Annotated in this window: 24 protein-coding genes; 15 read left to right on the top strand and 9 right to left on the bottom strand. The window is 69.8% G+C overall.

Annotated features, from left to right (window positions below):
- Positions 1-13: 13 nt before the first annotated feature.
- Positions 14-1441 carry a hypothetical protein gene (locus tag BQ2383_RS05385; protein WP_167381544.1) on the bottom strand — a complete coding sequence of 476 codons (1428 nt, stop codon included), beginning with the start codon at positions 1439-1441 and terminating at the stop codon, positions 14-16.
- Between the two features lie 215 nt (positions 1442-1656).
- On the opposite strand from BQ2383_RS05385, the gene BQ2383_RS05380 reads away from it, so the two are divergent.
- Positions 1657-2124, top strand: a complete 468-nt coding sequence (locus BQ2383_RS05380) for an acyl-CoA thioesterase (RefSeq protein WP_091030723.1) — start codon at positions 1657-1659, stop codon at positions 2122-2124.
- On the opposite strand, the gene BQ2383_RS05375 is transcribed toward BQ2383_RS05380, so the two are convergent.
- The gene (locus BQ2383_RS05375; protein ID WP_091030719.1) at positions 2058-3299 is read right to left on the bottom strand and encodes a trans-sulfuration enzyme family protein; all 1242 of its coding nucleotides are present in this window, start codon (positions 3297-3299) and stop codon (positions 2058-2060) included. The two genes, BQ2383_RS05380 and BQ2383_RS05375, sit on opposite strands and share 67 nt — an antisense overlap.
- Positions 3300-3411: 112 nt before the next feature.
- Between BQ2383_RS05375 and BQ2383_RS05370 the strand changes: the two genes are divergently transcribed.
- The gene (locus tag BQ2383_RS05370) at positions 3412-3879 is read left to right on the top strand and encodes an Lrp/AsnC family transcriptional regulator (RefSeq protein WP_208617623.1); all 468 of its coding nucleotides are present in this window, start codon (positions 3412-3414) and stop codon (positions 3877-3879) included.
- Between the two features lie 64 nt (positions 3880-3943).
- A complete protein-coding gene (locus BQ2383_RS05365) occupies positions 3944-5653 on the top strand; it encodes an AMP-binding protein (RefSeq protein ID WP_091030713.1) in 1710 nt (569 codons plus the stop codon).
- A gap of 4 nt (positions 5654-5657) precedes the next feature.
- Here the strand turns inward: BQ2383_RS05365 and BQ2383_RS05360 are convergent, their stop codons facing one another.
- On the bottom strand, positions 5658-6074 hold the full coding sequence (locus BQ2383_RS05360; RefSeq protein WP_140403304.1) for a hypothetical protein: 417 nt from the start codon (positions 6072-6074) through the stop codon (positions 5658-5660).
- Positions 6075-6211: 137 nt separating this feature from the next.
- Positions 6212-7684 carry an MATE family efflux transporter gene (locus tag BQ2383_RS05355; RefSeq protein WP_091030705.1) on the bottom strand — a complete coding sequence of 491 codons (1473 nt, stop codon included), beginning with the start codon at positions 7682-7684 and terminating at the stop codon, positions 6212-6214.
- Between the two features lie 154 nt (positions 7685-7838).
- Here BQ2383_RS05355 and cycA point away from each other — a divergent pair, with 154 nt between their 5' ends.
- Positions 7839-9314 (top strand): D-serine/D-alanine/glycine transporter, encoded by a 1476-nt coding sequence (gene cycA, locus BQ2383_RS05350; RefSeq protein ID WP_091030700.1) that lies wholly within the window; start codon positions 7839-7841, stop codon positions 9312-9314.
- Between the two features lie 10 nt (positions 9315-9324).
- On the opposite strand, the gene BQ2383_RS05345 is transcribed toward cycA, so the two are convergent.
- The 3 genes from BQ2383_RS05345 to BQ2383_RS05335 are packed head-to-tail and all read right to left on the bottom strand — an operon-like array spanning position 9325 to position 13350.
- Positions 9325-9948: a response regulator gene (locus tag BQ2383_RS05345; RefSeq protein WP_091030698.1), complete on the bottom strand. Its 624-nt coding sequence runs from the start codon at positions 9946-9948 to the stop codon at positions 9325-9327.
- Positions 9945-11252: a histidine kinase gene (locus BQ2383_RS05340; RefSeq protein ID WP_091030738.1), complete on the bottom strand. Its 1308-nt coding sequence runs from the start codon at positions 11250-11252 to the stop codon at positions 9945-9947. The genes BQ2383_RS05345 and BQ2383_RS05340 overlap by 4 nt, the downstream gene beginning before the upstream one ends.
- Entirely contained in the window at positions 11218-13350 is a 2133-nt protein-coding gene (locus BQ2383_RS05335) for an MMPL family transporter (RefSeq protein ID WP_091030696.1), read from the bottom strand. Before BQ2383_RS05335 ends, BQ2383_RS05340 begins: the two co-directional genes overlap by 35 nt.
- 203 nt (positions 13351-13553) lie before the next feature.
- On the opposite strand from BQ2383_RS05335, the gene BQ2383_RS05330 reads away from it, so the two are divergent.
- From BQ2383_RS05330 to BQ2383_RS05295, 8 genes are all read left to right on the top strand, one after another.
- On the top strand, positions 13554-14540 hold the full coding sequence (locus tag BQ2383_RS05330; RefSeq protein ID WP_091030693.1) for an aldo/keto reductase: 987 nt from the start codon (positions 13554-13556) through the stop codon (positions 14538-14540).
- Positions 14541-14570: 30 nt separating this feature from the next.
- Positions 14571-15224 (top strand): IMPACT family protein, encoded by a 654-nt coding sequence (locus BQ2383_RS05325; protein WP_091030690.1) that lies wholly within the window; start codon positions 14571-14573, stop codon positions 15222-15224.
- A 70-nt stretch (positions 15225-15294) separates the two neighbouring features.
- Positions 15295-16215, top strand: coding sequence for a J domain-containing protein (locus tag BQ2383_RS05320; protein ID WP_029264336.1), 921 nt, complete (start codon positions 15295-15297; stop codon positions 16213-16215).
- Positions 16216-16246: 31 nt separating this feature from the next.
- Positions 16247-16903, top strand: a complete 657-nt coding sequence (locus tag BQ2383_RS05315; RefSeq protein ID WP_091030687.1) for a histidine phosphatase family protein — start codon at positions 16247-16249, stop codon at positions 16901-16903.
- Between the two features lie 57 nt (positions 16904-16960).
- On the top strand, positions 16961-17926 hold the full coding sequence (locus BQ2383_RS05310) for a squalene cyclase (protein WP_091030683.1): 966 nt from the start codon (positions 16961-16963) through the stop codon (positions 17924-17926).
- 79 nt (positions 17927-18005) lie between these two features.
- Positions 18006-18428, top strand: coding sequence for a Fur family transcriptional regulator (locus BQ2383_RS05305; protein WP_029264333.1), 423 nt, complete (start codon positions 18006-18008; stop codon positions 18426-18428).
- Between the two features lie 65 nt (positions 18429-18493).
- Positions 18494-19963 carry a catalase gene (locus BQ2383_RS05300; protein ID WP_091030679.1) on the top strand — a complete coding sequence of 490 codons (1470 nt, stop codon included), beginning with the start codon at positions 18494-18496 and terminating at the stop codon, positions 19961-19963.
- 166 nt (positions 19964-20129) lie between these two features.
- Entirely contained in the window at positions 20130-20930 is an 801-nt protein-coding gene (locus BQ2383_RS05295; RefSeq protein WP_091030674.1) for an alpha/beta fold hydrolase, read from the top strand.
- 129 nt (positions 20931-21059) lie between these two features.
- Here BQ2383_RS05295 and msrA read toward each other — a convergent pair whose 3' ends face one another.
- Positions 21060-21605 carry a peptide-methionine (S)-S-oxide reductase MsrA gene (gene msrA / locus BQ2383_RS05290; RefSeq protein ID WP_091030671.1) on the bottom strand — a complete coding sequence of 182 codons (546 nt, stop codon included), beginning with the start codon at positions 21603-21605 and terminating at the stop codon, positions 21060-21062.
- Complete coding sequence (msrB, locus tag BQ2383_RS05285) at positions 21602-22090, bottom strand: peptide-methionine (R)-S-oxide reductase MsrB (RefSeq protein WP_091030668.1); 489 nt, start codon at positions 22088-22090, stop codon at positions 21602-21604. Before msrB ends, msrA begins: the two co-directional genes overlap by 4 nt.
- 156 nt (positions 22091-22246) lie before the next feature.
- Here msrB and BQ2383_RS05280 point away from each other — a divergent pair, with 156 nt between their 5' ends.
- Genes BQ2383_RS05280 through pnuC form a run of 3 tightly spaced genes read left to right on the top strand, consistent with a single transcriptional unit; the run spans position 22247 to position 24431 of the window.
- Complete coding sequence (locus tag BQ2383_RS05280) at positions 22247-23164, top strand: DUF808 domain-containing protein (protein WP_091030665.1); 918 nt, start codon at positions 22247-22249, stop codon at positions 23162-23164.
- A 23-nt stretch (positions 23165-23187) separates the two neighbouring features.
- Positions 23188-23715: a GNAT family N-acetyltransferase gene (locus tag BQ2383_RS05275; protein WP_091030662.1), complete on the top strand. Its 528-nt coding sequence runs from the start codon at positions 23188-23190 to the stop codon at positions 23713-23715.
- 2 nt (positions 23716-23717) lie between these two features.
- On the top strand, positions 23718-24431 hold the full coding sequence (gene pnuC / locus BQ2383_RS05270) for a nicotinamide riboside transporter PnuC (RefSeq protein WP_091030659.1): 714 nt from the start codon (positions 23718-23720) through the stop codon (positions 24429-24431).
- Positions 24432-24459: the final 28 nt, after the last annotated feature.

Genomic DNA, 24459 nt, shown 5'->3' with positions numbered 1-24459 from the left:
GGTGGGGTGGGGGTCAGGCGGCCAGCGCCAGGGATCGACGGTGGCTGACGCGGTGGCCGACCCAGAAGCCGATCGCGACGAGTCCGGCCAACGCGATGCCGAGGATCCAGGGCAGGATCGACGGCGCGGCTCCGGCCGTCGCGGTGGCGAGCGTCCCGGATCCTTCCGCGATCAGGCCGTTGCCCTCGGCGAGGTCGGCGGCTCCGGCTTCGAGCTTGTCGCCACCCGCGGCGAGGTCTCCCGACCCCTGCGCCACGGCATCGGCTCCGACGGCCAGCTTTCCGATGCCCGCGTCGAGATCACCGGCTCCGGACTGCAGCGTGCCGATACCGGTGGCCAGCGTGGTCGCGCCGTCGTTCAGCCGGGTCGCACCGGCGCTGAGGTTCGAGGTTCCGGCGTACAGCGAGGAGGCTCCGGAAGAGAGCGTCTGCAGTCCCGATGCCAGCTTGGCGGCCCCCGCCGAGAGCTGTGCGGTACCGGACTTCAGGGTCTGCGCCCCGGCGGCGAGGGCGGGGGCTGCCTGGGGGGCGACGAGGGCGACGGTCCCGGGCCACCCCTGCGTGGGATCACCGTTCACGATCGCCCCGACACCGGCCGTGACGCGCGTCGCACCGTCTGCGGCGCCGACGAGTCCCTGTGCGAGCGCCGGGGCCGCCGCCGTCGGTGCGGCCATCGCATCGACTTCCTTGTCGACGCCCGCGGCGAGCGCGGCGAGCGCCTGCAGCTTCGGGTTGGTCGGGTCGGCGGCGAGCAGACCGGCCAGGCCGTCGGCGAGCTGCTGCGAATGCCCGGGCGCGGTGGCTGCGAGGCCCTGGAGGGCAGTCTTCGTGTCGGGGTGGGCGAGGGTGCGCACCGAGGGGGTCACGCCGGCGGTCAACGTGTCGCTCAGGGTGGTCGCACCGGCGAGCACGGCGTTCGTGTATCGATGCGCACCGTCGACCCCAGCCGCGAGCTTCGCTGCTCCCGTCGCGACGGTCTGCGCTCCGGCATCCGCCTTCGCCATCTTCGACGCGAGCTCCTGGGCTCCGGTGAACGCGGTCTGCGCTCCCCCGCTGACCCTGCCCGCGCCGTCCACGGCCGAGGCCGCGCCTGTGGCGAGACTTCCGGCGCCCTCCGCGAGAGTCGTCGCGCCGGTCGCCGCCTTCGTGGCCCCGTCGCTCACCTTCTGCGAGCCGTCCTGCGCGCTGGCCGCGCCGGACGCGAGGTCGTCGCTGCCTTCCGCGAGCTGATCGGCGCCGTCCGAGAGGTCGGCGGCACCCGCCGCGAGCTCGGACGAACCGCTCTTCGCCGACGTGGTCCCGTCGGCGAGTTCGGAGGCGCCGGCGGCGATCTTGTTCGTCACCACGAAGAACAGGATCACCATCGTGGCCAACAGCAGGCTGAGCACGATCACGGCGATGCGCATGCCGTTGCCGTGCGCGTGGGGTTTCGTACTCGTCATCGAGGACTCCCGGGGGTCAGTGGCGTCGTTGCCACGGGCGACTGTATGGGCGCGCCGGTACGCGACCCACGGATTTGCCGTTCGAAACCAAGTCTCAGAGTCGCTGGGACTCAGTTTCTTGTCGTGAGTCCACAAACGTGGCCCGGTAGCCCTTGTCGCTCCCCGGAAAACCAGCCGTAACATCGCGGACTCACTGCCCGCCTACTCTCATGCCCATGGCGAAGCAGAAGACACCCGCGTGGTCGGAAGACGGACTCAACTTCCGCACCCGCAAGTGGGTGCGCCCCGAAGATCTCAACGCGAACGGCTCGCTGTTCGGCGGCAGCCTGCTGAAGTGGATCGACGAGGAGGCGGCGATCTACGCGATCGTGCAGCTCGGCAACTACCGCGCCGTCACCAAGCACATCTCGGAGATCAACTTCGAGGCGTCGGCGGTGCAGGGCGACCTGATCGAGATCGGCCTGCAGGCCACGCATTTCGGCACGACCTCACTGACGATGCGCGCGGTCGCCCGCAACATGATCACGCGCAGGCGGATCCTCACGATCGAGAAGATCGTGTTCGTCAGCCTCGACGAAGACGGCGTGCCGACCCCGCACGGCTACCGCGAGATCACCTACGACCGCGACCGGATGCCGACCGAGCGCATCGCGACCGGGACGATCCGGCTTCCCTCACTCTGACCGGCGACGGCCGCGAACGCCTGCGCGAGATCGGCGATCAGGTCGTCGACGTCTTCGAGACCGATCGACAGACGCAGCACATCGGCGGCAGGACGCGCCTCGGGCGGCACCGGGCGGTGGGTGAGCGCGGCCGGATGCTGGATCAGCGAGTCCACCCCGCCGAGCGAGACCGCGTGCGTGAACAGCGTCGTCGCCGTCGTGACGGCGGATGCCGCGGCGAACCCGCCCCGCATCCGCATCGCGATCATCGCGCCCGTCCCTCGCATCTGTCGCTCGAGGATGCCGCGCGGGTCTCCGTCGAGCCCCGGATAGAAGACCTCGGCGACCTCGGGACGGTCGATCAACCACTGCACCACCCGCCGCGCGCTCTCCTGCTGGTGCCGCACCCGCACCGGCAGGGTCGTGAGACCGCGGTGCAGCAGGTACGCCCCGAGCGGATGCAGCAGCCCCCCGGTCACCGCCCGCACGCGGCGCAGCGCCTCCGCGGTCTCTTCGCTGCAGGCGACGACGCCGGCGATGACATCGCCGTGGCCGCCGAGGTATTTGGTCGCGCTGTGCAGTGACATCGCGGCGCCCAGGTCGATCGGGTTCTGCAGGACCGGGGTCGCGAAAGTGTTGTCGACCACGACCGGCACGGATCCCGCCTGGCGCACGACATCGGCGATGTCGGCGATGTCGAGTGTGGGGTTCGCGGGCGTCTCCACGACCACGAGTCCGGTGTCGGGCCGCATGGACGCGGCCACCTCGTCGGGGTGGCAGTACGTCGTCTCGACGCCGAGCAGGCCGGAACCGAGCAGGTGGTCGGTGCCACCGTAGAGCGGACGCACCGCGACGACGTGGCGTGCGCCGGTCGCCCCCGTGTGCGCGAGGATCACGGCCGTCATCGCCGCCATGCCCGAGGCGAAGGCCACCGCGGCCTCGGCATGCTCGAGCTCGGCAAGCGCCTCTTCGAAGCGGGCGACCGTCGGGTTCCACAGTCGCGCGTAGACCATACTGCCGTCGGCGGGCGGGCGGCCTCCGGTGGCCATCGCCTCGTAGGAGTCGCCACCGCGCTCGATGTCGGGCAGCGGATTCGTGGTCGACAGGTCGATCGGCAGCGCGTGGACCCCGAGACCCTCGAGATCGGAACGCCCGCTGTGGACGGCGACGGTGTCGGGATGCAGCGGTGCAGTCATGCCTCCACGTTGCCGGAATCACAGAATCCGCGCAGGAACTCGACAGAACATGCAATCGTTTCGGCATTGAACGCTATTCTGTGCAGCATCCGACATCCGAAAGGCGCGCACATTGGCGAAAGCACAACTCGACGAGATCGACCTCGAGCTGCTGGCGATCCTCACGCGTGACGCCGAGACGACCAACAAGGCCCTGGCGCATCGGCTCGGCCTCGCCGAATCGACCTGCGCGCACCGCGTGCGGGCGCTGCGTGAGCGGGGCGTGATCCGCGACACCCGCATCCGCGTCGACGGCACAGCCCTCGGGTTCCCGCTGCAGGCGATCATCAAGGTGCGCCTCGCGAACCACACCGGCGCCAAGGTGACGGCGCTGTTCGACGCGCTCGCCGGCGTCCCGCGGGTGCTGCAGGTGTTCCATGTGGCAGGGGTCGACGACTTCCTCGTACACGTGGCGGTGGAGGACGCGACGGCCCTCCGCGACATCGTGCTGGAGCACATCACGGTGCACCCGGTCGTGCGCGGCACCGAGACCCAACTCGTCTTCGAACTGCGCGACGGACCGGGCGTCCTGCCGCGGTGACCCCGGGATCCGGATGACCTGCGCGAAGATGGAATGCACGTCCGCACCGGAGCAAGGGAGCACCATGAGCCGCAGCGCCACCGCCGCCACGCACACCATTCGCGAGATGCGGGACTTCCTCTTCGCGAACGCCACCGACTACGCCGCAGCCCGCGCGGGGTTCGCCTGGCCCGAGGTCGACGAGTTCAACTTCGCACTCGAGTGGTTCGACGTGATCGCCGGCGAGAACCCCGACCGGCCGGCGGTGCAGATCGTCGAGGCCGACCTGAGCCTGCGCACGTGGACCTACGGCGAGCTCTCGACGCGCTCCGATCAGGTCGCGGCCTGGCTCACCGGTCTCGGTATCCGCCGCGGCGACCACGTGATCGTGATGCTGAACAACACGATCGAGCTGTGGGAGGTGATGCTCGCGATCACGAAGATCGGCGCCGTGTCGATCCCGACCTCCACGCTGCTCTCCGCCTCCGATCTCGCATACCGCGTCGAACACGGTCGCGCGGGCGCGGTCGTCACCCTCGGCCCGCTCGCCGACCGGCTCGCGGACATCGACGCCGGCATCCTCCGCATCGGCGTCGGCGACGGCATCCCTTCCGAGTGGGCGCGCTTCACCGACTCGACCGCCGCACCGATCGCCTTCGAGCCCGACGGGCCGACCCCCGCGACCGACACCGCCCTGCTCTACTTCACCTCGGGCACCACGAACCGGCCGAAGCTCGTGCAGCACACCCACGTCTCGTACCCGGTCGGGCACCTGTCGACCATGTGGTGGCTCGGCGTGCGGCCCGACGACGTGCATCTCAACATCTCGTCCCCCGGCTGGGCGAAGCATGCGTGGTCGAGCTTCTACTCCCCCTTCCTGGCCGAGGCGACCGTGTTCGTCTACAACTACGACCGCTTCGACGCGAACACCCTCATGAAGGTCATGGACACCCACCACGTGTCCACCTTCTGCGCACCGCCGACGGTGTGGCGGATGCTGATCCAGGCCGACCTCGCGCGTCTCACCCACCCGCCGCGCGAGCTGGTCGGCGCGGGCGAGCCGCTGAACCCGGAGGTCATCGACCGCGTGCGCGACGCCTGGGGCGGCACGATCCGCGACGGCTTCGGACAGACCGAGATGACGGCCTGCATCGGCAACTCGCCCGGCCAGACCGTCAAGGTCGGCTCGATGGGACGACCTCTGCCCGGCTACCCGGTCGTGCTGCTCGATCCGGTCACCGGAGAGATCGTCGAGGGCGAGGGAGAGATCGCGCTCGATCTGTCGCAGCCGCCGCTCGGACTCATGGCCGGCTACTACGACGACCCGGAGAAGACGGCGGAGTCACGGGTGGGCGGCTTCCACCACACCGGCGACATCGCGGTGCGCGACGACGACGGCTACCTCACCTACATCGGTCGCTCGGACGACGTGTTCAAGGCCTCCGACTACAAGATCTCGCCCTTCGAACTCGAGTCCGTGCTGCTCGAGCACGACCTGGTGATCGAGGCGGCCGTGATCCCGAGCCCCGACCCCACGCGTCTGGCCGTGCCGAAGGCGTACGTCTGCCTGACCCCGGATGCCACCGACGGCGCGGAAGACGCGGCTCGCGCGATCTTCGCCTACGCGCACGACCGCCTGTCGTCGCACCTGTGGGTGCGGATCATCGAGTTCGTCCCCGAGCTGCCGAAGACGATCTCCGGCAAGATCCGCCGCGTCGAGCTGCGTGCGCGGGAAGCGGCACGGGTCGGATCCGGCGACGAGACCGGACAGCACCGCGACCGCGATTACCGCTGAGCGCTCAGGACACGACCGGGATCGACGCCGTCGCGGCGGACTTCGTCGCGAGCGTCGGCTTCGACACCGCGGCGGGCTTGACCGTAGACGCGGCGCGCGGCAGTGCATCAGCCGCCGCCTCGTCGGTCCGCCCGACTCCGGCCGCATTCACGATGGCCCGCACGACACCGCCGATGACGAGCATCGCCACGAGCGAGGAGCACGCAAGTATCAGCGGCAACCACTGCTGTGCGAACGACGCGGTGAAGCTCATCAGCGCGCCCACGATCCACACGCCCACCGCACCCCCGGTCAGACCACCGGAACCGCGGATGACCGCGACCGCAGCGACGATCGCACAGGCACCGGCGATGGCCGCACCCACGTAACCGATCGGCACCATCACTTCGGCCAAATCGTTGGCCACTCTCATTGTCGTCATGACGACCCCCCGGTCCAGCGGAAACTCCGCTACCTCGACACTAGAAGTGTGTCGCGGAAAGGCCATCCGTCTCAAGTCCCATCTGCATCATCCTGCAGACGGAGATCTGCCGACGCGGAACACGGAGCGGGGCGGGGTCAGCGGCGGCTCGGCCACCGCAGACGACGGGGGCGGACGACGCGCAACGGCTGGGTGACGACGGCATCCACGACCATCGAGCCGTCGGTGGGTCCGACGATCGCGATCGCCGAGGTCTCGGTGGCCTCGGCCGGCGCGACCGGAAGCCGTCCGAGCTCGCGGTGTGCGCGCACGTAGGCCGGGACCAGCAGCACGATCGCGCCCACCCAGGCGAGCGGGTTGCTCAGCGCGACGCCGTCGAACCCGATCCATGCGCCCAGCACGATGGCCGCACCCACGCGCATCACCAGCTCGATCACGCCGGTCACGGTCGGCACGAGTGTGTGGCCGAGCCCCTGCAGCGCGCCGCGCAACACGAACAGCATGCCGAGCGCCCAGTAGCCGCAGCCGTTGATGATGAGCATCCGGTGGGCCATGTCGACCACGTCGTCCGACCCCGCACCGATGAACAGCCGCACCATCGGGGCGCCGAACGCGATCAGCAGGCCACCGAGCAACACACCGGCGGCGACCGCCATCCAGGTCGCCTCGACGACTCCGCGCCGGATGCGGTCGGGGCGGCGGCCACCGTGATTCTGCGCGGCGTACATCGAGACCGCGAGGCCCAGCGACGACAGCAGCGCGACCGCGAGGCTGTCGACGCGGGACCCGGTCGTGTAGGCGGCGACCGCATCGGCCCCGAGGGTGTTCAGCGCCACCTGCACCGTGAGCGTGCCGATCGCGATGATCGACGCCTGGAAGCCCATGGGCAGGCCGAGGCGCAGGTGCTCGGCGATGTCGCCAGCGGTGATCCGCCAGTCGGCACGACGCAGGTGCAGCATCGGCAGACGTCGGCGGACGAACTCGAGGCACAGCGCCACCGAGACGGCCTGTGCGACCACGGTCGCGAGCGCGGCGCCGCCGACACCCCACTCGAGGGGACCGACCATCAGCACGACGAGCCCGACGTTCAGCACGCACGAGACGGTGAGGAACACCAGCGGCGTCTTGGAGTCGCCGATCGCGCGGATGATCGCGGACAGGTAGTTGAAGAACATCGTCGCGCCGGCACCGAGGAAGCTGATCTGCGTGAAGATCGTGGCCTCGGCCATCAGCTCGGGCGGCGTCTGCAGCAGCGCGAGGATCGGGCCCGCGAGGAGTGGTGCGGCGACCGTCAGGATCACGCTCGTGATGGCGCTGAGGAGCACTCCCGTGGCCACCGAACGGCGCACGGCCGCATCGTCGCGCGCCCCGAAGGCCTGCGCGATGGGGATCGCGAATCCACTCGTCAGACCCCAGGCGAAACCGAGCAGGAGGAACAGCAGGCTGCCGGTGGCGCCCACCGCCGCGAGGGAGGTGACGCCGAGGTGCCGTCCGACGACGATCGCGTCGGCGAACTGGTACAGCTGCTGCACCACGTTGCCGAGGAGCAGCGGGATGGAGAAGGCGAGGATGACGCGCCACGGGCGGCCCGTGGTGAGAGAGGTGGCCATGAAGGAGCGGCTCGCAGAACTGGGGGATGGATCGGGGCTCGGCAAGCCTATCGAATCGATTCGGCGGAGCGGTATCCCCGATCTCGATTCTGTCGGTCGGGCAGGTGGAAGGTACCGTCGGAGCCGAACTGTCGACGGAGACCGGAGGACGAGAGTGACGAAGCAGCACCCGGGGGGAACCGGAAGCACGCACGATGCCGATGCCGACGGGGAGGAGCAGCACCTGCGGCGAGCGCTGAGCAACCGCCACATCCAGCTGCTCGCGATCGGTGGAGCGATCGGAACCGGCCTGTTCATGGGCAGCGGCAAGACGATCTCGGTGGCAGGACCATCGGTGATCTTCGTCTACATGATCATCGGCTTCATGCTGTTCTTCGTCATGCGGGCGATGGGCGAACTGCTGCTGTCGAACCTCAAGTACAAGTCGTTCAGCGACTTCGCGAGCGATCTGCTCGGGCCGTGGGCGGGATTCTTCACCGGGTGGACCTACTGGTTCTGCTGGGTGGTCACCGGCGTCGCCGATGTGATCGCGATCGCCGGCTACACGGATGCACTCATCCCCGGCATCCCGCTGTGGATCCCCGGCGTCCTCGTGATCGTGATCCTGCTCGCCCTGAACCTGCCGACCGTCGCCGCATTCGGGGAGATGGAGTTCTGGTTCGCGCTCATCAAGATCGTGGCGATCGTGGCGCTCATCGTCACCGGTCTGGTCATGATCTTCACGGGCTTCCAGCACGATGCGGGGACTGCGAGCTTCTCGAACCTGTGGGAGCACGGCGGCATGTTCCCGCACGGCTTCATGGGCTTCGTCGCCGGCTTCCAGATCGCGGTGTTCGCGTTCGTCGGCATCGAGCTGGTCGGCACCGCGGCCGCCGAGACCAAGGACCCGAAGCGCAATCTGCCGAAGGCGATCAACGCGATCCCGATCCGCATCCTGCTCTTCTACGTGGGCGCACTCATCGTGCTGATGGCGGTGACCCCGTGGACCGAGTACGTCGCCGGCGAGAGTCCGTTCATCGCGATGTTCGCCCTCGCCGGACTCGGCATCGCGGCGACGGTCGTGAACCTGGTCGTGCTGACCTCGGCGATGTCGAGCGCCAACTCCGGCATCTACTCGACCTCGCGCATGGTGTTCGGCCTCGCACAGGACGGGGATGCCCCGCGGATCTTCGGTCGGCTCTCGCGTCGCCGGGTGCCGCAGAACGCCCTGTTCCTCTCGTGCATCCTGCTGCTGTCCGGCGTCGTGCTGCTGTACGCGGGCAAGGACATCGGCACGGCCTTCGACATGGTGACCACGGTCTCGGCGCTGTGCTTCATGTTCGTGTGGACGATCTTCCTCTGCAGCTACCTCGTGTACCGACGCACCCGCAAGGATAAGGTCGCCGCATCGACGTTCCGGATGCCGGGCGGGGTGTTCATGGTCTACGTGGTGCTCGCGTTCTTCGTCTTCGTCCTGTGGGCGCTCACGACCCAGCCCGACACGCTGACCGCGCTGCTGGTGACGCCGATCTGGTTCGTGCTGTTGTTCGTGGCGTGGCTGTTCGTGCGGAAGTCGCCGAACCACCTGACTCGGCACGCGGCGCACATCGCGCACCTGCGCGACGACTCGGTCGAGGCGGACACGGACTGAGCTCCCCCGCTCAGAGGAGCCCGGTGTCGCGGGCGATCGCGATGGCGCGGGCGCGACTGTCGGCGCCGAGCTTCTCGAACACGTGCACGAGGTGGGTCTTCACGGTGGCCTCGGTCACGAACAGGGTCTTCGCGATCTCGCGGTTCGATGCGCCCGTGTCGAGCAGCCGGAGCACGTCGAGCTCGCGGTCGGTCAGGCGCACCCGCGGCGCACGCATGACCTGCACGACGCGCGCGCTGAGTTCGGGGGTGAGCACGAGCCCGCCGGACGCGGCCTGGCGGATCGCCCGCACGATGTCGTCCGGTGCGACATCCTTGAGCAGGTAACCGGCTGCTCCCGCCTCGATCGCCCCGAGGATCTCGGCGTCGCGGTCGAAAGTCGTCAGGATCAGCACGGCCGGAGCCGGGTCCTGCGCGCGCAGCGCGGCGGTCGTCTGCACGCCGTCCATGCCCGCGCCGAGCCGCAGATCGCAGAGCACGACATCAGGATGCAGGTGCCGGGCGAGAACCACGGCTTCCTCTCCGGAAGCCGCCTCGCCGATCACCTCGACGTCGTCGCGGTGATCGAACAGCGAGCGCACCCCGGCCCGGACGATGGGGTGATCGTCGACGAGCAGCACGCGAACCGGAGTCATCCCTCGCCTCCGGTCCGTCGCCCCTGCGCCATGCCGCCGAGCGGGACATGTGCCGAGAGCGCGGTGCCGTCGCCCGGAGCGCTCTCCACATCGAGTCCTCCGCCGAGCTCCCGCAGCCGTGCCCGCATCGAGCGCAGCCCGTAGCCGCCGCCCTGGCCGCCGACGCCGCCCTGCGCATCCCAGTGCCTCGCGTCGAACCCGATGCCGTCGTCGACGATGTCGAGCCGCACCGCGTCGCCCGCATCGGCCAGGGTCACCACCACGCGCGACGCGGATGCGTGGGAGCGGACGTTCGCGAGGGCCGACTGCGCCGTCCGCAGCAGGGCGACCTCGGCGTCGATGCCAAGCGCCGGCAGGTCGTCGTCGGCGTGCAGGGTCGCCTCGATCCCGGTCTCGTCGATCAGGCGCTCCAGCATGCGGGCGAGCGCGTCGCCGAGGGCCGTGGATTCGAGTTCGGCCGGCATCAGCGCGTTCACGATGCGTCGCGCATCGGCCAGCCCTTCGACGGAGAGCGCGTCGATCTGCTCGAGCGCGCGATTACTCTGCGCGGGATCGTCCGCCTCCAGGGCGGAGCGCGCCAGCATCCCGATCGACGACACGCTCTGCGCGATCGTGTCGTGGATGTCGCGCGAGACCCGGGTGCGCTCCTCGCTCGCCCCCGACTCGCGCTGCGTGCGGGCGAGTTCGTCCTGGAGCGCCGACATCTCCTCCTGGGTCGCGACGAGCGAGGCGATCAGTCGACGGCGCTCCCTCCCGTCGCGGACGAGCTCCAGATAGCCGCGAGACATTCCCAGCGCGAAGACGCCGCCGACGAGCGGCCCGATCACGTTCGCGTAGCTCGTGGTGCCGGTGTGCAGCAGCGGGGCAGTCACCACGACGGCGAGGATCGCCACGCTGAGCAGCAGCGCCCACCGCAGACGCATCACGAATCCGGCCAGCAGCCACAGCGGGAAGGCGAGCCACACGAACTCCGGCGAGACGACGACCGCGCCGAGCCAGATGAGCGTCAGCCCGAGCAGCCACCAGGTCGCCAGACGACGATCCGAGGTGCGCTCGCTGAGCAGCAGCCCGCCGCCGTACCAGCCGAGGAACACGAGCGAGAGGGCGAGGACCCACGGCAGCGGAACCCCATCGACCGCGGCACGCCAGGCGCCGATCACGAGCAGCACGACCGTGATCAGGGCCTGCCCGATCCGGATCGACCCGACCAGGCTCGCCCAGGTACGCGGCGCGCGGAAGCCGGCCGCCCGCTCGGAGCGGGCGGTGCGCTCAGCCCGCGTCGGGAGAGGTGGCGACTGCGGCATCCTCGTATTCTCCCCCGTGCGGTCGATCTGCACCTCGATCGGCGCGGGATCCGTCGCGCCCCACACTCCCCGGCCACCACATCCGATCGCCGACGATGGCGAAGAGCGCGGGCACGATCAGGGTCCGCACGACGAAGGTGTCGACGAGCACACCGATCCCGACGATGAGCCCGATCTGACCGAGCGTGACCAACGGAAGCAGTCCGAGCGCGGCGAACACGGCGGCGAGCACGACGCCGGCGCTGGTGATCACGCCACCTGTCGCGGTGAGCGCCACCACCATCCCCTGCCGGGTACCGACGGTGCGTGCCTCGACCCGCGCCCGGTGGACCAGGAAGATCGTGTAATCGATGCCGAGTGCCACCAGGAACAGGAACGACAGCAGCGGCACCTGCAGGTCGAGCGCGTCCCATCCGAACAGCATCCGGCTCAGCCAGGTGCCCGCACCGATCGCCGCGACCGCGCTGAGGATGTTCACGGCGAGCAGCAGCACGGGCGCCACCAGGGAGCGCAGCAGCAGGAGGAGCACGAGCAGACTGACCGCGAGCACGAGCGGGACGATGAGCTGCAGGTCGCGCCGGTTGCCCTCACGGGCGTCGAGATCCGCAGCGACCGGTCCGCCCACGACGGCATCGGCACCGGGTGTCGCCGCCGCCGCGCCCCGCACTTCCCGGACGAGATCGAGGCTCTCGGTCGTGCCGGGCGCCGGCTCTCCAACGACGAGCAATCGGGTGAGCGTGCCGTCGGCGCTCTCCCCCGTCGCGGACACCCGGAGCACACCGGGCACGTCTTCGACCGCGGCAGTGAGCGCCTCGACCTCTGCCGTGTCGCCGATCACGATCATCGGCTGCGCCTCGCCGGCGGGGAAGTGCTCGCCGAGCGCCGTGAGCCCTGCCGCCGACTCCGACTCGACCCGGAACTTCTCGACCTGCGTGAGACCGACGGATGCTCCGGCGAGGCCACCCGCGAAGACTCCGAGAAGCGCGAGCCCGCCGACGAGCGGCACCCACGGACGGCGGGAGACCCGCGTCGCCACCGCTCCCCAGGCGCGCCCGGTCACGGCGCCGTCGCCGACGCGCGGCGCGAAGGGCCAGAAGATCCGTCGACCGCACACGGCGAGAGCCGGCGGAAGCACCAGCAGCACCGCGGCGAGCGCGATGAGGAGGCCGACGGCCGAGGCGATGCCGAGCCCGCGGGTGCCGGGGATCACGGCGAACGCGAGCGTGGAAAGGGCGAGGACCACGGTCACGTTCGAGGCGACGATGGCGGGCACGGTCGCGCGCCAGGCGGCGACCAGTGCGCGCCGGTGGTCGGTGTCTCGTGCGAGCTCTTCGCGATAACGGGAGATGAGCAGGAGGGCGTAGTTCGTCCCGGCCCCGAACACGAGCACACTCACGATCCCGGAATCGAACTGCAGGCCGAGCCCCGCCCCGATAGCCGCCGTCGCCTTGTTCGCCAGCTGGTCGGCGAGGGCGACCACCATGAGCGGGATCATCCAGAGCACGGGCGAGCGGTAGGTGACGATGAGCAGCAGCGCGACGATACCGAGCGTCACCATCAGCAGCGTGAAGTCGGCACCGTCGAACGCGGAGGCGACGTCCACGCCGAACGCGGGGCCACCCGTGACCTGCACGCTCACCCCGTCGATCGGGTGCTCGGCCACGCTGTCGCGCAGGCCGTGCACGGCATCCGCGGCGGCATCGTCGTCGGCCTCGTCCAGGGTCAGCGTCGCCTGGATCACCGCTGCCTGCCCGTCGTCGCTGACGATCGGACCCCGCGGTGCGACCCCCGTCTGCGCCTCGACATCGGTGGCGAGGGATCCGAGTGCAGCGAGGTCTGCATCGCCGAGGCGTCCGCCGTCATCGCGAGCCGCGACCAGCAGCACCGCGTGCTCGTCCGCGTCGGGGAACTGCTCGGCGAGCGCCGCCGCCCGAGCCGATTCGGAGTCCGGCGGAGCCACGTCGTTGCCCGAGGGGAGCGATGCGCGACCGAGGGCGCCGAGGAGCGCCGTGAAAGCCACGACCGCGATCAGCAGGGAGATCCACCCGCCGCGTCGAGAGGTGAGCCACAGCGGAAGGGAGCGGAGGGTGCGGAGCATGGGTCCAGTCCAGCCGCGACGGCGCCGAGGAGGATCGGGCGGGAGGGTGAGACGCGTCTCCATCGTTCGATGGATGCTCCGTACCGCCGCGGGAGGTTCCCGCGAACGGGGTTCCCTCAGAACCTCCCCCATCGCGGCCTCCGGGCGTAGCGTCGGATCGACGGCCGCGGATCGCATCCGCGGCGAAGACGAAAGGACAGCTCATGCACACTCGCACTCTCGGACAGGGCCTCCAGGTCTCGGCGGTCGGACTCGGCTGCATGGGGATGTCGCAGAGCTATGGCCCGAACCCCGGCAGCCGCGACGACATGATCGCGGTGCTCCGGTCGGCGGTCGACCACGGCGTGGACTTCTTCGACACGGCCGAGGTGTACGGACCGTATGTGAACGAGGAGCTCGTCGGCGAGGCGCTCGAGCCGATCCGCGACAGGGTCGTCATCGCGACCAAGTTCGGGTGGGACATCCAGGAGGGGAAGAGCGTCGGGCTGAACAGCCGACCCGACCAGATCCGCCGGGTGGCCGAGGCATCGCTGCGGAGTCTGCGCACCGATGTGATCGACCTCTTCTACCAGCACCGCGTCGACCCCGACGTGCCGATCGAAGACGTCGCCGGCACCGTGGGCGAGCTGATCGCCGAGGGCAAGGTGCGCCACTTCGGTCTCTCGGAGGCTTCGGCCGACACCATCCGCCGCGCCCATGCCGCGCATCCGGTGACCGCGCTGCAGAGCGAGTACTCGCTGTGGACGCGCGAGCCCGAGGCCGAGATCCTTCCGGTGCTGGCCGAGCTCGGCATCGGGTTCGTTCCCTTCAGCCCGCTCGGCAAGGGGTTCCTGACCGGCACGGTCGACACCGCGGCGGACTTCGCGGCAGGTGACATCCGCGCCACGATCCCCCGCTTCACGGCAGAGAACCGGGTGGCGAACCAGGCGCTCGTGGCGCACGTCGCCGAGCTGGCCGCGACGAAGGAGGCCACCCCGGGCCAGATCGCCCTCGCCTGGCTGCTCGCCCAGCAGCCGTGGATCGTGCCCATCCCCGGCACCCGGCGCACCGCGCGCATCGCCGAGAACGCGGGCAGCACCGCCACCGCGCTCTCCGCCGACGAGGTCGCCGACCTGTCGACCCTGGCCGCGCGCATCGGTGTGGCCGGCGACCGCTACAACCCGCAGCAGATGGCGTTCGTCGACCGTTGAGCCGCCGACGGCCTCGGTATCGTGAGGCGGGTGACCTCCGCCCGCAGCTACCCCGCGACCATCGCGGCCGCGGTCGAGCACGAGACGGTCATCCGCAAGTCGCGCTTCCTCACCCGCATCGAGCCCGTCACGTCGGTCGAGCGGGCCGAAGCGGTGATCGCCGGCATCCGCAAGCGGGCCTGGGACGCGAACCACAACTGCACCGCGATGGTCACGGGCCTGCTCGGTGATCAGGCGCGATCGTCGGATGACGGAGAACCGTCGGGCACCGCGGGGATCCCGATGCTCGAGGTGCTGCGTCGACGCGAGCTGACCGACGTGGTCGCGGTCGTGACCCGGTACTTCGGCGGCGTGAAGCTCGGGGCGGGCGGGCTCGTACGGGCATACTCCTCGGCGGTGTCGGAGGCGCTCGACCTGGCGGCCCTCGTGCGGCGTGCGGCGCTCAGGCAGGTAACGCTCGAAGTTCCGCATGCGGATGCCGGGCGCTACGACAACCTGCTGCGCGAGTGGGCGGTGCATCACGGTGCGACGCTCGGCGAACCGACCTACACGGCGACCGCGACGCTCGAGCTGTGGGCTCCGGAGGCAGAACTCCCCCGGCTCGCCGACGACCTGGCCGCCGCATCCGCGGGTTCGGTCATCCCCGTGCTGGGCGTCGAGCGCATCGTCGACGTGCCCGACTGAACCCGGCGGGAACGGCGAAACCACAAGATCCGGCGGATATCCTGGATGCCGCGGTCGCGGAGGGAGAGCGATGTTCGACAGTCCGCTCTCGGCTTCGGCCTACGAGATCCTCGAGGTCGACCCCGGCGTCGATGACGTCGAGCTGCGCCGCGCCTACCGTCTGCGCCTGCGCCAGACCCACCCCGACACCGGTGGTGACGCGGCGATCTTCATCCAGGTGCAGCGCGCCTGGGAGCTGATCGGCACGGCAGAGGGCCGCGCCGCCTACGACCGCCGGACCGGTGTGACCCACGAGGCGGGCTCCGAGTGGAGCGGATGGCGGCCGCCGCCGACCCGCACCGACACCCGCCCCCGCGCCCGGTCGTACGGCCACCCCGGCGGCTGGCGGCGCGAGCGCTACCTCGACCTCATCCGCGAATGGGCCGGCCGTGGCGTCGAGGTCCCCGATCCCTACGACCCCGCACTCGTGCGCTCGGCGCCTCGGGATCTGCGCCGGCTCCTCGCCGATGCGCTGGCGGAAGAGGCGACCGCGCGCACGGTGTCCGACCTGGGCATGGGCTTCACGGTGTGGCACGACGTCGCCGCGGGAGCCACCGCCGACGACAAGCTCGACCACGTGGTGCTCGGCCCGTCGGGTCTGTACGGCGTCATGTCGGAGGACTTCGGCGGGGTGGTCGGCTTCCGCCGCGGCGAGATCACCGGTCCGAGCCTCGGCACCCGCGCGCCCGTGACCGCCGCGCTCGGGCGGATGCGCACGGTCGCCAAGGCTGCCCGCGTGAAGTTCGGCGGTGCGATCATCGTGCTCCCCGACGACGACCTCTCCCAGGCGGTCACCCCGCTCGGCACGACCAGGGGCGTCCCGGTCGTGGTGGTGCGGCGCAGCGCGCTCGCGATGGTGCTGCGTCAGGGCGTTCCACAGGCGCGGGCCATCGGCGGCAACGAGCTGTTCGACGTGCGCACCCGACTGCAGCAGACCGTCCGCTTCGTCTGACTCCGACGCCGGCGGGGGTTACGGTGTCGTTGTGCCCGCACACGAACCGATACTCGAACACCCCGCCCCCGAAGCACCGACCGGAAAGCTGGTCCTCCTGCGCCACGGCGAGACCGAATGGTCGCGGACCGGGAGGCACACGGGGCTCACGGACATCCCTCTCACCGCGCGGGGAGAGGGTCTGGCCCGTCGCGCCGGTGGGCTCGTCGCGGACTACGACTTCTCCCTCGTTCTGACCTCTCCTCTCGTCCGTGCGCAGCGCACCGCGGAACTCGCGGGCCTCCACGCCGAGATCGACCCGCTCCTCGTCGAGTGGGACTACGGCGGGTACGAGGGTCGCACCACGAAGGACATCCGTGCGGAGCTCGGCTACGGCTGGAGCACGTTCACCCACGGAGTGATCCCCGGACGCACCCCCGGCGAGACCGTGGAAGAGGTCGCCGCGCGAGCGTCGCGCGTGCTCACGCGGGTGCTCCCGGCCATGTCGCAGGGGGATGTCGCACTGGTGGCCCACGGCCACTTCCTGCGCATCCTGACGGCGGTGTACCTGCGACTCGCTCCGCGCTTCGGCGCCCAGATCAGCCTGGATGCCGGATCGGTGTCGGTGCTCGGCTTCGCGCGCGAGCAGCCCGCCATCCTGTCGTGGAACTACGGCCCGGAGCTGCCTTCGGCACCCGCCGAATCCTGACGCGACGGCATCCGCCAGGGGGTATGCGTCCGCCGCGCCGAGGAGTAGCGTGCCCGCATGGCGATCTCGGCGGAGACGATGCAGTGGCTGCTCGACGGGGACCCCGCGCTGCGCTGGCAGGTGGAGCGCGACCTGCTGCGGGTGCCCGAGCAGGTGTGGCAGGCGACGCGGGCCCGGGTGGCGACCGAGGGCTTCGGCGCCGCGCTCCTCGCCCGGCAGGACGACGACGGCCAGTGGGCCGGCGGCGCATACTTCCCCGCAGGTTTCTTCGGCAGCGCGGAGGCCGAGGAACCGGGGCAGCCGTGGACGGCCACGACCTGGTCGCTGAACACTCTGCGCGAGTGGGGCGTGGATGCCGCCGTGCTCGGCGACACCGCGGAGCGCCTGGCGCAGAACAGCCGGTGGGAGTACGACGACCTGCCCTATTGGGGCGGCGAGGTCGACGTGTGCATCAACGCCTACACGCTGGCGAACGGCGCCTGGCTGGGGGCGGATGTCGCCGCCCTCGCCGCCTGGTTCCCGGCCCACCGCCTGGACGACGGCGGGTGGAACTGCGAGGCCGAGGAGGGCGACTCGGTGCGGTCGTCCTTCCACTCCACGCTCAACGCCCTGCGCGGGATGCTCGCCTACGAGCGACTCACCGGCGACACGTCGTTGCGCGAGGCGCGGCACTCGGGTGAGGAGTACCTGCTGCGGCGTCGACTGCTGTACCGCGAGTCGACCGGAGAGCAGGTCGGCCCGTTCGTGGGGCGCTTCGTGTATCCGAGTCGCCATCGGTACAGCGCGCTGACGGCCCTGGACCACTTCCGCGAAGCGTCGCTCGTCGAGGGCCGCGCTCCCGACGACCGGATCGCGGATGCCGTCGAGCTGGTCCGCACCGCGCGACGGGCGGACGGCACGTGGACGCAGACCACTCCGCTCGCCGGTCGCACCTGGTTCCCGGTCGATGCCGGGGAGGGTCATCCCTCCCGCTGGCTGACACTCATCGGCACCCGCGTGCTCGACTGGGCCGGACGCGCCTGAACCGGGGCCGCACCGCCGCGGCGCAGCATCCTGATATGCGTTCTTTTGAGTTATTCAAATAACGGGGTACACTCGAGACATGGAGACAGAACTCGACTCGGCGCTTCGCGTTGCCGGGCTTCGGGCGACCGCGGGCCGCGTCGCCGTTCTCGAGGCTCTCGACTCCATGGCCCATACGGATGCGGAGCGGGTCTACCGTGCCGTGTCCGAAGTGCTGCCGACCACGTCGATCCAGTCGGTGCACAACATCCTCGCGGACCTGACGACGGCGGGTCTCATCCGCCGGATCGAACCGGCGGGTTCCGCGGCGCTCTATGAGCGGCGCATCGACGACAACCACCACCACGTCGTCTGCACCTCCTGCGGTGCGGTCGGCGATGTGGACTGCGTCGTCGGCGAAGCGCCGTGTCTCACCCCGTCCTCGACGGGTGGATTCACCGTCCAGACCGCCGAGGTCACCTTCTGGGGCCTCTGCCCCAGCTGCCAGAACGCCGCGCAATAGCCGACCGACGAACACCCATCCACGGATGGGGTATTCGTCGCGCCTGCGCGGAGAAGGAGAGAACCATGACGAAACCTGCCGATTCGTACCGTCCGTCCACCACCACGCAGGCCGGAGCCCCGATCGTGAGCGACGAGCATTCGCTGACTGTCGGCCCTGACGGCCCCACGGTCCTGCACGATCACTACCTGGTCGAGAAGATCGCGGCGTTCAACCGCGAGCGTGTGCCGGAGCGCAACCCGCACGCGAAGGGCGGCGGCGCCTTCGGCGAGTTCGTCGTCACCGAAGACGTGTCGGCCTTCACGCGGGCTGCCGTGTTCCAGCCCGGCGCCAAGGTCGAGGCGCTCATCCGCTTCTCGACGGTCGCCGGCGAGCAGGGCTCGCCCGACACCTGGCGCGACGTGCGCGGGTTCTCGCTGCGCCTGTACACGGAAGAGGGCAACCTCGACATCGTCGGCAACAACACCCCGACGTTCTTCCTGCGCGACGCGATCAAGTTCCCGGACTTCATCCACTCCCAGAAGCGCCTCGGCGACTCGGGCCTGCGCGACCCCGACATGCAGTGGGACTTCTGGACGCTCTCTCCCGAGACCGCGCACCAGGTCACCTACCTCATGGGCGACCGCGGCCTTCCCCGCAGCTGGCGGCACATGAACGGCTACGGCTCGCACACCTTCTCGTGGGTGAACGAAGCCGGCGAGCTCTTCTGGATGCGCTACCACTTCGTCTCGAACCAGGGCGTCGAGGCGATGGGCGCCGAGGAGGCGCAGCAGCTCGCCGGATCCGACGCCGACTTCTACCGCCGCGACCTGTTCGACGCGATCGCCCGCGGCGACCACCCCTCCTGGGACCTGTACGTGCAGATCATGCCGTACGGCGAGGCGAAGGACTACCGGTTCAACCCGTTCGACCTCACCAAGACCATCTCGCTCAAGGACTACCCGCGCATCAAGGTCGGCACGCTGACCCTGAACCGCAACCCGGAGAACTTCTTCACGCAGATCGAGCAGGCCGGCTTCTCGCCCAGCAACCTGGTGCCCGGCACCGGGCTCTCGCCGGACAAGATGCTGTTGGGCCGCATCTTCGCGTACCCTGATGCCCAGCGTCACCGCATCGGCCCGAACTACAACCAGCTGCCCGTGAACCAGCCGCACGCGGCCGAGGCGCGCAACTACCAGCACGAAGGTTCGATGCGGTACCAGCACAACGACGCCGCACACCGCACCTACCACCCGAACTCGTTCGGCGCAGCCGGGGGCCCCGAAGCGGATCCGACCGTGGCGCTCGAGGCGAACTGGGAGGCCGACGGCCAGCTCGTGCGCTCGGCGGCCACGCTGCACGCCGAGGACGACGACTTCGGTCAGGCGGGCACGCTCTACCGCGAGGTCTTCGACGGCGAGCAGCGGGCGCGGTTCCTCGAGACCCTCACCGGTCAGGGCCGCTCCATCACCATCGACGACATCCGCGAGCGGTTCTTCCAGTACTGGACGAACGTGGATGCCGAGCTCGGCGCCGCCCTGCGGGATCGGGTCTGATCCGCGTCATCCGCTGAGAACCCGTCTTCGCGCCGAGACCCCCTCCTGCCCACGTCGGCAAGAGGGGGTCTCGGCGTTACGGCGGGGTCTCGGGGTTGGAGGCGGGGTCTCGGCGCGGGGCCGTGGGAGCAGCGCCGCTGACGCAGAACCGGGCCAAGATGGAAGGGTGGCCACCCCCCTCTCCGACCTGACCAGCATGCCCGACCCGCAGCACGTGTACGCCGCCGACGGCACACGCCTGGCGACGTACACCTGGGGCGATCCGAATGCTCCGGTCGTCGTGATCGTGCACGGATTCGCGTCGAGCGCCCGCGACAACTGGGTCCTCACCGGCTGGGTGCGCGAGCTCGACCGTGCCGGCTACCGGGTGCTCGCGCTCGATCAGCGGGGGCACGGGCGCAGCGAGAAGCCGCACGATCCGGAGGGCTACCGCATCCGGACACTCGTCACCGATGTCGAGACCGTGATGGACACGTACCTCGTGGACGATGCGTTCTACGTCGGATACTCGCTCGGCGCCCGCGTGGGCTGGGAAGTGGTGCGCGAGCTGCCCCACCGCATCGGCCGGGCCGTGCTCGGCGGAGTGCCGGACGGCATCCCCCTGGCCCGCCTCGACCTGGACCAGGTGCGGGCGTACATCGCCGACGGCACCCCGGTCGAAGACCCCACGACGCAGAACTACATCGCGCTGACGGAGCGGGTTCCCGGCAACGACCTGCAGGCGCTGGTCGCGCTCGCGGAGGGCATGCGGTCGTCGGGCATGATCGACCCCGATCCATCGGATGCGCCGACCCGCCCGATCCTGTTCGCCACGGGGTCGAAGGATGCGATCATCGAGGGCTCACGGGCGCTGGCGTCCGCGGCGCCCGACGGTCGTTTCTTCGAGATCCCGAATCGGAACCACTTCAACGCTCCGGGCTCGCGGGACTTCAAAGAGGCCGCGCTGGAGTTCCTGAAAGAGGCGTAGCCGCGCGCACGCCCGCCCATTGCGAAGGAGTTCTCACGGAATGAAGGAACGGATGCAGCATCCGCTCCTTCATGCCGTGAGTTCTCCTTCGTTCCGTGCGAGCGGCGCGATGGTCTCTGGGACCCCGGCCTAGACGGCGGAGCTCTCCGCGCGCTGGGGCAGCACCCATCCCGCACGCGGGAAGTGGCAGGTGTAGCCGTTGGGGTACTTGATCAGGTAGTCCTGGTGCTCTTCCTCGGCCTCCCAGAACGGACCCTCGGGCTCGATCGTGGTGACGGCCTTGCCCGGCCACAGGCCCGAGGCGTCGACGTCGGCGATCGTGTCGCGTGCGACCGTCTCCTGCTCGGGAGAGAGCGGGAAGATCGCCGAGCGGTAGCTCGAGCCGATGTCGTTGCCCTGACGGTCCTTGGTGGACGGGTCGTGGATCTGGAAGAAGAACGCGAGGATGTCGCGGTACGTCGTCTTGGTCGGGTCGAACACGATCTCCACGGCCTCGGCGTGGCCGGGGTGGTTGCGGTAGGTCGCGTGTTCGTTCGAGCCGCCGGTGTAGCCGACGCGCGTGCCGATCACGCCGGGCTGGCGGCGGATCAGGTCTTCCATGCCCCAGAAACAGCCGCCGGCGAGGACGGCCGTCTCGGTCCCGGGCGTGCGCGTGATGGTTCCGGTGTCGGTCATGACTGCTCCTCAGAGGTGTCGGTGGTGGGGGTGTTCGGCGTCTTCGCGAAGAGGGGACTGTAGCGACCGTACCCCTCCTCCTCCAGCCTGTCAGCCGGGACGAAGCGCAGGGCCGCCGAGTTCATGCAGTAGCGGAGTCCGCCTTCGTCACGGGGGCCGTCGTCGAAGACGTGGCCGAGGTGGCTGTCGGCGTTCGCGGAGCGCGCTTCGGTGCGCTTCATGAACAGCGAGCGGTCGGTGCGCGTGGTGACGGCATCCGCATCGATGGGCTTGGTGAAGCTGGGCCATCCGGTTCCGCTGTCGAACTTGTCGGTCGATGAGAACAGTGGCTCGCCCGAGACGACGTCGACGTAGATGCCGTCGTCGTGGTTGTTCCAGTACGCGTTGCGGAACGGCGGTTCGGTCGCGTCCTGCTGCGTCACCTCGTACTGCAGGTTCGTGAGACCGCTGACGGCCTCGGGGGTCTTGCCGTAGTCGTTCGACATGATCTGACTCCTTAGTCCGACGTCGCTGGCTGCGGCGTCATAGAAGGAGAACCGTGGACGGCGCCGTTTTGGTCCCGCAGGGCTGGGAGCGCGCTGTGAGTTTCTGCGAAGTCGATAGAGTTGCCTCCGCACTGCACACCGCCCGAGGGGAACCACATGTCCGTAGGACTGCTCGCCGTCGTCGACGACATCCTGAGCGCCGCGATGAAGGCCTCGGCCAAGGCGGCAGGTGTCGTGATCGACGATGCCGCGGTCACCCCGCAGTATGTGCAGGGCATCACGCCCGCGCGCGAGCTGCCGGTGGTCGGCAAGATCGCGCTCGGCTCGCTCGCGAACAAGTTCCTCATCATCATCCCGGCGGCACTGCTGCTCACCGCGTTCGCGCCGTGGGTGCTGCCGTATCTGCTGATCCTGGGTGGCGCGTACCTGTGCTTCGAGGGCGCCGAGAAGGTGCTGGAGTGGTTCGGCGTGCAGCACGGCCATGCCGACGAGGGCGCCCGTGACGAGAAGAAGCTGGTCCTGGGCGCGGTGCGCACCGACCTGATCCTCTCGACCGAGATCATGCTCATCTCGCTGGCGAGCCTCGAGAAGGGGCTCGACATCTGGGCGACGCTCGCCATCCTCGCCGTGATCGCGCTCCTGATGACGGGCGTCGTCTATGGCGCGGTCGCCCTGCTCGTGAAGATCGACGACATCGGGCTGAAGATGGCGAAGAACCCGGTGCGACGCGTACGGCACACCGGCACCCGGATCGTGCGTTCCATGCCCGCGGTGTTCCGCTTCATCAGCATCCTGGGCACGGTCGCGATGCTCTGGGTCGGTGGACACCTCGTGCTCGTGAACCTGGGCGAGGTCGGCTGGCACTTCCCGGTCGACGTGCTGCACGGCGTGGAGCACGCACTCCACAACCTCGGCCCGGTCGTCGTCTGGATCGTCGACACCATCATCTCCGCGATCGCCGGTCTCATCCTCGGGCTGCTCATCGTCGGGATCGTGCTGGGCATCGCGAAGCTGTTCGGCAAGACGCCGAACTTCCACGAGGGCGAGGAATCCCCCGCCGACGTGCACGTCTGAGTCGGGAAGAGAGCCACCCGCCGATGACAGACGTCCGGATCAGGGATGCGGAGACCGCAGACCTCGAGACGATCACCGCGATCCACAACCACGCGGTGCTGCACACCACCGCGATCTGGAACGAGGATGCGGTCGACCTCGCCGACCGCATCGCCTGGCTCGCCGATCGCACCTCCCGCGGCTACCCGGTGATCGTCGCGGTCGACGACTCCGGCGTGCTCGGCTACGCGTCGTACGCGCAGTGGCGTCCGCACAGCGGCTACCGGCACACGGTCGAGCACTCCGTGTACGTCGTCGGCGGTCAGCACGGCCGCGGCATCGGCACCGCGCTGATGGTCGCACTGGTCGAACGCGCCCGCGCCGCAGGGATGCACGTCATGATCGGCGGAATCGAGAGCGGGAACACCGCGTCCATCGCCCTGCACGAGCGCCTCGGCTTCACCGAGGTCGGACGGATGCCGCAGGTCGGCGCGAAGTTCGGACGCTGGCTCGACCTGAGCATGCTCCAGCTCGTGCTCGACGACCGCGCCGAGCCCGGCGCGGCATCCTGACCATGGACCTGCTGCAGTGGTTCGTCGACGCCTTCAACTCGTACTGGACGCTGCCCGGCGGCCAGACGCTCCTCGTCCGTGAGGTCGTCGGCAACGCGTTCGGCCTGGCGAGTGCGCTCGGCGGCATGCGCCGGAAGATCTGGGCGTGGCCCGTCGGCATCATCGGCAACCTGCTGCTGCTCACCGTCTTCCTCGGATCCGCCCTCAGCCCCGATCCCTCGCTGCCGCATCTGCTCGGTCAGGCCGGCCGGCAGATCATGTTCATCGCCGTCGCGATCTACGGATGGATACGTTGGCGCAACGCCGAGGGTGGACAGATCGTGCCGAAGTGGGCACCGACGGGGGCACGCATCGGCCTGGTGATCGTGATGGTCGTCGGCACCGTCGCGCTGACCCCGCTGTTCCGCGCGCTGGGCTCATGGGAGCCGGTGTGGGCGGACGCCTGGACCTTCGTCGGATCCCTGCTCGCCACCTACGGCATGGCCAAGGGGTGGACCGAGTTCTGGCTCATCTGGATCGCGGTCGACGTGGTCGGCGTGCCCCTGCTCTTCAGCTCCGGGTACTACGCGACCGGCTTCATGTACGTCTTCTACGGCATCTTCACCGCGGTCGGATTCGTCATCTGGTGGCGGGCGCAGCGCAGCGCCGCGCATCCGGTCGTGATCCTGCCGCCCGACCCGAACCCGCGACGCCCGGAAGACGACGAGCTGGTTTGAGCCCGCCGCTGCCGGATCCGCTGTCGGC

This window comes from Microbacterium oxydans (assembly GCF_900095745.1).
Lineage (GTDB): Bacteria > Actinomycetota > Actinomycetes > Actinomycetales > Microbacteriaceae > Microbacterium > Microbacterium oxydans_B.
This window is presented reverse-complemented; position numbering and strand designations above follow the sequence as displayed.